Source organism: Paraburkholderia tagetis (assembly GCF_022213065.1).
Lineage (GTDB): Bacteria > Pseudomonadota > Gammaproteobacteria > Burkholderiales > Burkholderiaceae > Paraburkholderia > Paraburkholderia tagetis.
On record NZ_JAKLJA010000025.1, the window covers coordinates 107614 to 117928 of the forward strand.

A 10315-nucleotide genomic window follows, 5' to 3' on the forward strand; every position below is an offset into this window, starting at 1 on the left:
GGAGCGGCATTGTGTCGCCGCGCGTCCGCGAGGCTACTGAGGAAAGCGCTTATGCGCCGCAGCGCATAAAGCGCCTTCCTTGTTCGCCCCCTGGAGCGACGCGAACTCCTTCGCCTGCGGGCTAGCGGGAACGGACGCCAAGGGACAGCGCAATCATGGCTTCGAACGGAGATGGACCGATAAGGAATATTATCAGTCCATATGCGAATTTAGCCTAAACTGGCAAGCATGAAAACGCGTGAGACTGAATCCGTCGCCTTTCCCGACGACGCCGAGCTGGCCGCATTGCGGGCGTGGCACACCGGGCTCGATGCCCGTACGGCTGTCGCGCACTATCTCGGCGACCGCCGGGCACCGGGGACGTCTGCGCGTGGCGTGCTCGGCCGCATCCAGCGCATCCTGGTCGCGTTCGCGACGAGCCGGCACCGCGCCGACGTAGACCGTACTAAAAGTGTCACAACTTCGACGGTAAATGTGTCAACAACCACACCCGTCGCCGCGAAATCAACAAGATCCTCAATGGAATCCGTAGCGTGGCGCCTGCGAACTGAAAGTGTCACCTGAGAATCTGCGCGAACGGTCACCAAGGCGATCCGGCCGCAGTGGTGCGGATAAGCGCTCCTTTCCGGGCCGCAGGGCAGCGCAACGCGGACTCTTTGCTATTGGATGTTGAAGCGATCCGGGACAAGCCACCCGACGAGCGCTGCGCGCATCGCCAGGAACACGCGCGGGCGGTACTCGATCGACTCCATGCACGTCTCACAACCGCGCTGGAAACGCTCTCGCACAAATCCGACATCCAGGACTAGCCCAGTGCCTTTAGAACCATGAGCCCGAGCATTTCCGCCCGCTTCCTCGCATCCTCAGGTGTTGCGCAACAATCAATCCAGAAGTCGGTTCCTTCCACGCGAATCGCATAGGGCGGCACATCGTCACCGCATTCGTCTTGCCGGTAAATGACCACTTGAGCAGAACCTTCAAGGTAGCCAGTCATTTCGGCACGACACTCCGGGTAGACCTTCGCTACGTGTTCGGCCTGTAGAGATGTAAGACTCATCGTTTTGGTACCTTATGGACGACTGAACGTGTGAGCAACACCATCGAGCGCTCCTGCTCGTCCGTTTTGTTGAAATCCGTTGCGCTCCAGCCAAATAGCGAATCGATCATTCTGTACCTCCTGGATCTCGATGCGATCGAAACGCAACTCAAATTCGCTGCTTATGGCCTCTATCAGCAACGTAAAGAAGCCCTTGCCGCGGTACTCCGGGCTCACTTCAATATTAGCGAGGCAAAGTGCTTTGCCTCCTCGCAGACGAGCTCCGGGCGTGCCACTTCTACAGTACGCGGCGAGCACGTTCCCTCTGTACCATCGCGACATCCCCATGGGGCGTGTTCGGGATACGCCCTCAAAAACCTTGAGCCAGCGCAGGAAGCGCGCTATTTCCCTCGCGAACACTGGTTGGATACCCGCATTGGCCTCCAGTCCATCGCCTTCGACTGGCGCTCCCCCCGTATTCCCGGGGACGATCTCCCCATGCGTTGATTGTCCATCCAGCAGCTTGTGAGAAGTTGCTTGATGGCCGTGCCGTGGAGGCTTCGTCGTCGTTGGCATCGCAGCTCTCAGGAGGCGCGAAGCTTGTCCAGCACTTCCACATAGCTGTCATGCAGCTCGGGCCAGTCATCGTCGGGCGCCAGTACGGCAGGATCGAGGCGGCCAGACGCTACCGCAAAACGCACTGCCGGATGGCAATGACCAACCTTTGCCAGCCAGCCCGCGCAGGCGAATTCCTCTCCCTCCCGCGACTGGTGACACGCAAACATGCTGGCACCGAAGTCAGGTCCCATGCCGCGATGATCAGGGCAAGTGGCGGCCAGCTTTTCGGCCAGTTCAAGGCTGAAATTTGGGATATCCCCCGCCGCCGCTGCGCGGCGCCAGGGACACGATGCGCAAGGCTTACCTGGCGTCTTCAAGTTGCCAATCCTCCTTCGTCAAAACAGTGGCCTCGCCCGGCGCCGGGTAGCCAACTTCCTGCGTCCAGAAATTCAGGCATGGCCAGGCGGCTTTGCCGTTACGCTCACGAATCGCACAAAATCCGGCGTGCGCGAGCCCGTGCACACCGATGTACGCACGCATCTGCAAGGCCAGCCGGATCGCCTCACCGTCGCCGCCGTATTCGTCGTCACGAATGATTTCTTCGCCGGGCAACGCAAGCTCGACGCCTGCAGCCCACGCCCACGCAGTGGCCTCCGGATCTGAACATTGAATCACAGCCCGATAGAGGGGTTCGTCCGGGTGCAGGTCGGCGTCCTCGACCATCCTCAGCATTTCGCGCTGGCCGGCGTAAAGGTTTCCGTCCATCAGTGACCGGAAGCAGCGTGGTGTAATCGCCAGGTGCCCCGCCTCATGGAGCATCGTCGAGATACGGCATGCGGGATCGACAGCGAGTGCTCCCCGATCAAGACGGCAGCCTCTGGAAAAGCCGTTCGCACCGCCTTCGTACCGGGCGCGAATTCCAATTTCACTAAAGAAATGCATCACCCTTTCCCGGGTTTGCGGGGAATCGATCTGATAGTCCGACGGCATATGTGTTCGCATCATGTCCGCTCCCGGACGCGGCTCATCATCTGGCGGGCTGTATGACGGATCCGCCGCGCCGCCGCCACTGGCGTATCGGAAACCGATGCCCAGTCGTTGTGCCACCACTCGATGACCGCCGCTGCCTCCCGGTCAGTGCCGGCCAACACGACCTCACGCATCTCTAGCGCGACGGCGTCCCACCAGACTGACGGTTCGCGGTCACTTGCCCGGGGATCGATCGCCTGCCGGTAGACCGTCTTGACCACATCGAAAGATAGTGTCATCGCTTTTCAGGCGCCCTCGCCTGTCGAACCTCGCGAAGCTTCAATCCTCTCAAGCTCGAAATGCACTTCCGCATATGCGGCATCGCATCGCCAGAGCTCTCTTCCATCGCGATCAAAAATCGCCTGCCCCTTCACCACGGTGCATCGCGCCTGTGGAAAGACGCGACCGTGGCCATTGATCGCGGCTGACAAGGGGCTTCGCTCCTTGCAGCGCGCCATATACGCTCCGTCACGCAAAGCCATTGATCTCTCCGGATTTCGTCGCTTCCGTATCTTATCCTGACCGCCGCCGCGTGCCTGGCGGGGTAACTTCCGATCCAGTACACAGGGGCGGTCATCCCCTGGCGCGCGGCGCTCCGCGGGCGACCGGTGTTCTTTTCAGCCCGTCGACAAGTCGACGACTGATCTCCACTTCAGCTTCGGCGCGCTCGGCCCGCCGCATCACATCCTGCAGGCTTGCCCGGGCCGCGGCCAGTTCGTTCTCCGCGGCCTGCTGCCGATTGACGGTGGCACCTATGCGTTCTATAGCGAGCTCCAGCTCCGTGCGCAGCGAGGAGAGCGCGCCTGCGTGCTGGACGGCGGCGTCCTTGAGCTCGCTCTTCGCCGCCGTCAACAGCGTCTGGAGTCGCTCGAGCTGCTGCTCGGCTTTCTGCCGCGCCGTGCGCTCCTGGTCAATTTCGCGCAGCGCGCGTTTCTCGTGCGCCTCGGCGCGCGCGTCAGCGGCGTCAGCCCGCGCCCTCTCCCGCTCGACTTCCTTGCCGAGCTCGGCTTTGACGAGGGCAAACTGGCTCGACGCCTCGTCCAGCTGACGACGCACTTCCTCCAGACGCGCCTGCGTTGCGGCGTGAGCCTGATGCTCGGCAGCCAGCGCGACGCCGCTTGCCGCAAGCTGGGCACGAACCGCCTCGAGTTCAGTCCGGGTGGACTCGACTGCCTGCCACGCCGCCGACGCTTCGGCCACAGCGTGATCCCGCGCGACCTCGGCCTCGTTTGCCTGATGGCGCGCTTCGGCGCGCAGGGCCGCCAGTTCGGCAGAGGACGCCTCCGAGGCCGAATGCCAGATGGTGAGGACGGCTTCGGCGGCAACCTGCCTGACGGCATCGGGCAGGTCCGGATGATCGATCTTCACGCGGGTGCGCTCGCGCAGATCCTGCCAGAAGCGGTTGAGCACGTCGGCCGGCGTGCCCATGCTGCCCTTGCGCACGAGGCTGTAGAGCCTGTTGGCGGTCGGCGTCACGCCATACCGGAAAAACAGGAGCGCGCAGACCTCGCGGTACAGCTCGCGTGTGTCGGCACAGCGGCTGCGCAGCGCGGCGATGTCGGCTTGGAGGGTCTGCTCGTCGGGGGCGGAAGTGGCGTCGGACGTCATGGGCGAGGGATTGCTGGCCTGGGAATGATCAAATAATACAACGTAACACGCTAATTATTCTGAGAATCTGGATTTACTTTAGACATAAGTACGCTTCTGTCTGGACTATACTGCACACTGCCCCTGAAAACGCGTCACACCCATGACCCACCCCGTTGCCGTCATTGCGCCCGATTGTCCCGCCCGGCCCGTCGAGCTGCTGCACATTCCGCCCGACCTGTCCGGCGCCACTGGCACCAACCGCGCGCGCACCGCGATCCGTCACATCAGCGCCAACGACGACCTGGCTGCGATCACGGCATGGCTCGCGCGCTACGCCGATGTACCCGGGACCGTCACTGCCTATCGCAAGGAGGCCGAGCGGCTGCTGCTGTGGACGGTAATCCAGCACGGCAAGGCCCTGTCGTCGCTGACGCACGAGGACCTGCTCGTCTACCAGCGCTTCCTGGCCGACCCACAGCCCGCCTGGCGCTGGGTCATGACGACCCGCAAGAAGCCTGGTCGCGCCTCACGGGACTGGCGGCCGTTTGCTGGCGCGCTGTCGCCGGCAAGCGTGCGCCATGCGCTGACAATCCTCAACGCGATGTTTGCGTGGCTCGTTGATGCCGGCTACCTCGCCGGCAACCCGCTGTCGCTCGCGCGTCGACGCGGCGTCGCCAGGAAGCCGGCCGTGACGCGCTATCTGACCCATGCGTGGTGGGAAGTGGTTAAAACGACGATCGAGTCGCTGCCCGCGGGCACGGAGCGCGAGCAGTTGCATGCGGCGCGATGCCGGTGGTTGTTCACCGTGCTGTATCTGACCGGCCTGCGCGCGACGGAGATCGCCAGCACGCCGATGGGCGCCGTCTTCTGCCGCCGCGATAGCGCAGGTGTCGAGCGCTGGTGGATCGAGGTGCATGGCAAGGGCAACAGGACGCGACTGGTGCCGGCCACGGACGAGCTGATCGCCGAGCTCGCCCGTTACCGGCGTGCACACGGCCTCGCGCCATCCCCATACCAGGGCGAACGTCGCCCGCTGCTGCTGCCACTCATCGGCCACGAGAAGCCCCTCTCACGCGGCTCGATCCACCAGATCGTCAAGGAGGTCTTCGCTCTGGCAGCAGACCGGCTACGCGCGCGCGGCGCCGAGTGGCACGCCCAGGCCGATCAGCTCGCCCGGGCATCGGCACACTGGCTCCGCCATACAGCGGGATCGCACATGACCGATCAGCAGGTCGACCTGCGGTTCGTACGCGACAACCTCGGACACGCGTCGCTTGCAACCACCAGCGTCTACCTGCATGCCGAGGACGATGCGCGGCACGAAGCGACGCAGACGCGTCACCGGCTTGGCTGGAACTGACTGCCTCGCGACACTGGATCGGCCTGCAGCTCTTCTTCCCCGCCCATGTGCAAAGTTGTGGTCGCGATACGCCACTACCCGGGAAAGCGGTCGAAATGCAGTCGCGTAATCGCCTTGCGATGCGCGGAGTTCATCGGTTGATGCAGGTTTGGTGACCATCCACGGCCTCCATAGAAGGCATGGCACCAGACGCAGCGATACGGCGTCTCCAGCAGCAGGACGCCTGCGAGGTACGGCGCTTCGTAGCCGCAACCGTCGCAGGTCGTCTGCAGTACCACGCGATGCGCGGGACAAATGCTCACACCGAGCATCTGATGCAGGACGCTGTGGTAGCCACGCGCCATGCAACGCCGGCAGTAGCGGAACGCGCTGCTATGGCGTTTGCGCTGGGTCGACAGCAACAGCGACGCGCGTAGCGTTTTCAGCGGCACGGCCAGCGTGTTGCGCAGGCGCCGGAGATCGACGTTTCCCGCTTGCGGCACGACGCCCTCATAAGGGTCGACGTCCGCCCCCATCAGACGCGCGACCACGTGCCCCGGCAACGCATTTGCCCTCTCGAATTTCCACAGGATCGAGACAAGCGACTCAAGTGGATCGAGCCAGTTGCAGTTGAATACATATCCGAGAGCCGGCGTCAGCCTGCGTTCGTCGAGCGTTAGGATCGGTAAGCCCGGCGACCGCAGCGAGGTACCGCTACGCTGCGGCAACGAGCACGCGTCCGGTTGCATGACGGGACTGAACATAGCCGCACTGCAAAACAGCGAATGACCACAACGCTGATTCCGGGCAAAACCCGGGAGCGTCCTTGAGTTCGCCATCCTTCAGCACAATTTCGACAGCACGTGCGAACGACTCCATCGGGATGACCAGTCGTCCCGGCAGGTTGGCCTTGTGATGTGCGTTTTCGAACGCATTCCAGAGCGTGTCGGCATCGCTGACGAGCCGGTACCCGGCGTCGAAGGAACGAGGAAGATAGAAGCGCGTAAAGCTCCAGTCGCTGCCCTCCGGATAGGTCGTCTGGTCATAGCCATTCAGGCAGGTGGCGACATCCTCGGCATTGCGAATGCCGTAAAACGCCAGTTCCTCAACCATCAGGCGTGCCACGATCTGCGTCTTGCCCGCGATCTGCAGCGCGGTCTTCTGCGCAAGCAGTTCCTGCTGACCGACGAGAAACGTGAACAGCCTGATCTGCTGCCGGTCCAGCGCATCATGCACGTCACGTAGCCACTCGTATTCGTTCTCGTTGTAGCGCTGCGCCTCGTCGCAAAAGAGCAGCACCGTGCCGCTGCCGGCCCGGGCGGCCGCCTCGCGAATCCTCAGGGACAGGCGCATGCGCTTCGACGGATTCGAACCGGCATTCGGGTCGGGGTCTCCCACCGCTTCAAGCAGGTTGGCGAAGAATGGACCTTCCGCGTGCCTTGGCTTGTGCTCGCACTGTGCGTGGTAGCTCGTCATCCTTGGGTGGTTGCGCGCCATCCACAACCGCACGTACTCGATCGCGCGGGTTTTGCCAATGCGAGGCGGGCCGTAGATGAGCGCACCCATGATACGGTAGCGCAGACAACGCACCACGAGTTCGTAGAATGCTTCGATCGCCGGCGTCGCGATACGGTAATTGCCGGCGACGAGTGGATGCAGCGACGGATCGATTGGACGCGGTATCTCTGGGGACATGACACACCTCTCAAGGGAATAACACACCGGTTAAAACACCTGCCCGGTACCAATCACCAGCTTTTTCGGACGCACAGGCGTGCGCGGCACCGCGTCGGCGACACCCGACGTCGGGGAGGCGACCGGCAAGGTCGCATCTGGCGGCAATGCCGTGACCGTCGGCCCTGGTACCTTCGGCCCCACGGGAGTGCGCACGGTCGGCGCCGAAGCGAGCAATCGCGTGGCATGGGCAAGCTCCGTCGCCGCCCGGCGGTTTTTCCTGGCCCGGGCGAGCTTGTCCTGAACGTAGGCCTCGACCGGATTGACGTCGGACAAATCACGGCTGCGCCGCTGGCCCCTCTGCCTGCGGATTTCCTGTCGCAGCTTGAGGTTGTGCGGCACTACCCGCCACGCGCCCTGTGCATCAAGCACGCCCAATTCGGTACCGTCGGCCATGAACGCCCGCACGCAGCGCAGATCATCTGCGTTCAGGTAGATCAGCAGATTCTGGCCGATCAGATGAGCGCTGTTCGCCAGTACGTGACTGGTGTAGCGCACGCCGTGCAGGTTGATGTGCGGACGCACACCCTGGTCGAGATAGGCGCGCACGCGGCAATGCCGCGCAGACTGCATCAGGCACAACGTCCGGCGATGGTGTTCGGCGAGCCATGTGACCATGGTCTGCCTGCCACGTACAAAATACTCGATGGCTTCGAGCGGCGTCGCATTGTTCAGGCCGCTGTGCGGCGTGCCGTTGTAGCTCGCGATCGCATACTCGACCAGCTCCTCGAGCTCATCAATCGACACATACAGACGCAGGTCACCTTTCGGGTCGGCCAGCGACCGCCGCAAGTCGCGCGGATGCGAGCCGGTGTAGCCGGGCAGGCGCGAAGACAGCAGGCTTGAGATGGTGCCGAAGAAGCGCTCAATATACGGCCGTTCGTCCGGGCTGTATTTTGGTCCGGCGTCGGCGAGGCAGCCAACGAATTCGCACAGCGCCGTCAAAGTCTCTTTCGCGAGATTGGCCTTCGCATTGTCGAGTCGAATCCACTCCCACGTCGCGTACGCCAGTTCTGGCAGCCGTTGCGAGGGAAAGCCTTCGTGCGGGCCGTATGCGAGTCCTGCAATCGTAAAAGCGCGCGCGCCATGCGGCTCAAGTGCCTTCTCGATGGTCTTGATCACATCGTAGCGGTTGTATTCCCTCGCCATCACGATGTGATAGCCGAGCACGGCGCGCGTACACACATCGATGATCACGAGCAGCCACACCCGTTCCATTTCGAATGCGTGTTCGAATCCAAGCGGATCGCGCACGACCACCTTGAGCCGGATATCGAGCCGGTGGCCATCAAACTCCACCACATGGTACGGGCGCCTCGCCACAGGCGCACCCGCTTCGTCGTGCTGGCGCGGCAAGCCCTTGAGGTGCGATGCGCCCGCCGAACGGGCAGCGGTGCCGAAGGAGCGCAATATCTCCGCCTTTAGCAGGCGCGACAGCGAGCGGATCGCGTGTCCCGCCGTATTGAACGGATAGTCCGCGGCCGTGAGTCCCGCCGCGCGGCATCGGCGGAGGAAATTGTCGTGCAGCGCCTGCAAGCCACGCAACCGGGTCCGCAGTCGGCCGTTCGTATGGATCTGCTCGAGCAGCACCTTGCGTTGCTTCACCTGCTGTAGCAGCCAGCCCGCCAACGCGGGGTATCGCTCAAGAAGTTGCGACAAGGCACCCGCCGCGCCGCCGTACCCGCCACCGCTTATCTGCACGTCCTGCGTCCGCACGTACTCTGCGATGCGCGCGTAACGCAGGAGCGCACGAAACCCGAGCGGCCGGCCGTCCGGATGCGGCAACATCGCCCGCTCAAGCCATCGATAAAGTTGCCGGCGATTTACGCCAGTCGCCTCTTCAATAGCCTTCACCGACTCTCCGGCCGCATAGCGCACCACGGCCTGCTGGCGCATTTCAAATGTGCGCCGACCGGCTTCGTCGAGCTCTGTATAAGCCACTGTGGGCCACATGCTCACGTCGATCGCCTGAAGCTCCGGCTTGCGGCGACTCATGATGCCGTCCCCACCGCCACAAATGACGTGATCAGCGACAGCGGTTGCGTGTGAAGTTCCGGCGCCGCAGCCTGACCGCTGTGCAACAGGCCAAACACGGCCGTCCGGATCAGGACCGGGTCCATGGTCGAAAACTCGCGCTCAATGGAGAGCAGCCTTTGTGGCTCTTTCACGAAGCGTACGATCGCTTGCGACAGCGTCAGTGGGACGAGATCCCGGTTGGCCACAAGGTATGGCAGCATGCGCTGCCAGTTGTCGATCCAGATTCGCGCAGCGGCCATCTCGACCGTCGCAATTCGCAGGAGGGGAGTAACGTCTGCGTCAAGCTTGCGTAATGGCGTTGATTCGCTTTCAACGCGCTCGGAGTCATCAAGGATAACTAATTTATCTCGATCTGCGTAGCGAACCCAAAAGTCTGCGAGGCGCTGATCTCCGTCGATCTCGACATAGCCGGGTCGCTCGCAGAAAGTCATGACGGCCGGATCAGCCTCGAGCAGAACCCATTGATCAAGCTCCGCGCGGCGATAGAAAGTCATCCGGCGCCCGAGCTTGGGGCTGAACGCTTCGAACCGATGCGCGCCGCGCGGGCGGGCGAACGCAACCGGCTCTGCAATTGGCAGAGAATGTTCCATAAGATCAGCACCTTACGGACGGGATTCGAAGTGTAGGAGGCGGATTGACGAATTTAATACGGACATATGCGAATTGACACTTTTACCTCGTTTCGAGCGCAAGTAAAAATGTCAATTCGATCGCAAGCTCTCTTGTCATTGTGGGTTTGCCGCGGTGACACATTCAGTACGGTCTACGCCCTTTACCTGGCGGAGATCTTCCGGGAGCGCTCTGCGGCGACGGCTGATGCCGTCAGCCGCGCGATCGAAGCACTGCGGAAGTTGCCGAAACCGGAGCCACACTGCATATTCCACGCGTACTCGAGCGCGAATTCCACGGCGACCCGAGCACCGATTCCACGATGACCCGAGCGCGAATTCCACGCACACCCGAGCGCGAATTCCACGCGTAAGCGAGCAGTA

The 10315-nt window shown here is 62.7% G+C and carries 13 protein-coding genes and 1 pseudogene; 3 read left to right on the plus strand and 11 right to left on the minus strand.

What is annotated here, in order from left to right; all coding sequences use genetic code 11:
* Positions 1 to 228: 228 nt before the first annotated feature.
* Positions 229 to 438 (plus strand): annotated as a pseudogene (locus L5014_RS25170) (integrase); the annotation flags it as partial.
* Between the two features lie 367 nt (positions 439 to 805).
* Here the strand turns inward: L5014_RS25170 and L5014_RS25175 are convergent.
* A complete protein-coding gene (locus L5014_RS25175; RefSeq protein ID WP_238466523.1) occupies positions 806 to 994 on the minus strand; it encodes a hypothetical protein in 189 nt (62 codons plus the stop codon).
* A 93-nt stretch (positions 995 to 1087) separates the two neighbouring features.
* Between L5014_RS25175 and L5014_RS25180 the strand changes: the two genes are divergently transcribed.
* Entirely contained in the window at positions 1088 to 1543 is a 456-nt protein-coding gene (locus L5014_RS25180) for a hypothetical protein (protein ID WP_238466524.1), read from the plus strand.
* Positions 1544 to 1620: 77 nt separating this feature from the next.
* Here the strand turns inward: L5014_RS25180 and L5014_RS25185 are convergent, their stop codons facing one another.
* The 5 genes from L5014_RS25185 to L5014_RS25205 all read right to left on the minus strand — a co-directional run bounded on the left by L5014_RS25185 (position 1621) and on the right by L5014_RS25205 (position 4231).
* A complete protein-coding gene (locus L5014_RS25185) occupies positions 1621 to 1971 on the minus strand; it encodes a DUF6283 family protein (RefSeq protein ID WP_238466525.1) in 351 nt (116 codons plus the stop codon).
* On the minus strand, positions 1955 to 2599 hold the full coding sequence (locus L5014_RS25190; protein ID WP_238466526.1) for a hypothetical protein: 645 nt from the start codon (positions 2597 to 2599) through the stop codon (positions 1955 to 1957). The genes L5014_RS25185 and L5014_RS25190 overlap by 17 nt, the downstream gene beginning before the upstream one ends.
* Positions 2596 to 2862: a hypothetical protein gene (locus tag L5014_RS25195; RefSeq protein WP_238466527.1), complete on the minus strand. Its 267-nt coding sequence runs from the start codon at positions 2860 to 2862 to the stop codon at positions 2596 to 2598. The genes L5014_RS25190 and L5014_RS25195 overlap by 4 nt, the downstream gene beginning before the upstream one ends.
* Before the next feature lie 6 nt (positions 2863 to 2868).
* Positions 2869 to 3105: a hypothetical protein gene (locus tag L5014_RS25200; protein WP_238466528.1), complete on the minus strand. Its 237-nt coding sequence runs from the start codon at positions 3103 to 3105 to the stop codon at positions 2869 to 2871.
* Positions 3106 to 3196: 91 nt separating this feature from the next.
* Positions 3197 to 4231: a DNA-binding protein gene (locus L5014_RS25205; protein WP_238466529.1), complete on the minus strand. Its 1035-nt coding sequence runs from the start codon at positions 4229 to 4231 to the stop codon at positions 3197 to 3199.
* Positions 4232 to 4373: 142 nt separating this feature from the next.
* On the opposite strand from L5014_RS25205, the gene L5014_RS25210 reads away from it, so the two are divergent.
* On the plus strand, positions 4374 to 5573 hold the full coding sequence (locus L5014_RS25210; RefSeq protein WP_238466530.1) for a tyrosine-type recombinase/integrase: 1200 nt from the start codon (positions 4374 to 4376) through the stop codon (positions 5571 to 5573).
* A gap of 74 nt (positions 5574 to 5647) precedes the next feature.
* Here L5014_RS25210 and L5014_RS25215 read toward each other — a convergent pair whose 3' ends face one another.
* The 5 genes from L5014_RS25215 to L5014_RS25235 form a co-directional block, all read right to left on the minus strand.
* A complete protein-coding gene (locus L5014_RS25215; RefSeq protein WP_238466531.1) occupies positions 5648 to 6316 on the minus strand; it encodes a TniQ family protein in 669 nt (222 codons plus the stop codon).
* Positions 6267 to 7247: an AAA family ATPase gene (locus L5014_RS25220; RefSeq protein WP_238466532.1), complete on the minus strand. Its 981-nt coding sequence runs from the start codon at positions 7245 to 7247 to the stop codon at positions 6267 to 6269. Before L5014_RS25220 ends, L5014_RS25215 begins: the two co-directional genes overlap by 50 nt.
* Before the next feature lie 30 nt (positions 7248 to 7277).
* Entirely contained in the window at positions 7278 to 9281 is a 2004-nt protein-coding gene (locus L5014_RS25225; RefSeq protein ID WP_238466533.1) for a helix-turn-helix domain-containing protein, read from the minus strand.
* Positions 9278 to 9913 carry a hypothetical protein gene (locus L5014_RS25230; RefSeq protein ID WP_238466534.1) on the minus strand — a complete coding sequence of 212 codons (636 nt, stop codon included), beginning with the start codon at positions 9911 to 9913 and terminating at the stop codon, positions 9278 to 9280. Before L5014_RS25230 ends, L5014_RS25225 begins: the two co-directional genes overlap by 4 nt.
* 182 nt (positions 9914 to 10095) lie before the next feature.
* On the minus strand, positions 10096 to 10315 hold a 220-nt coding region (locus L5014_RS25235), incomplete at its 5' end, for a hypothetical protein (protein WP_238466535.1).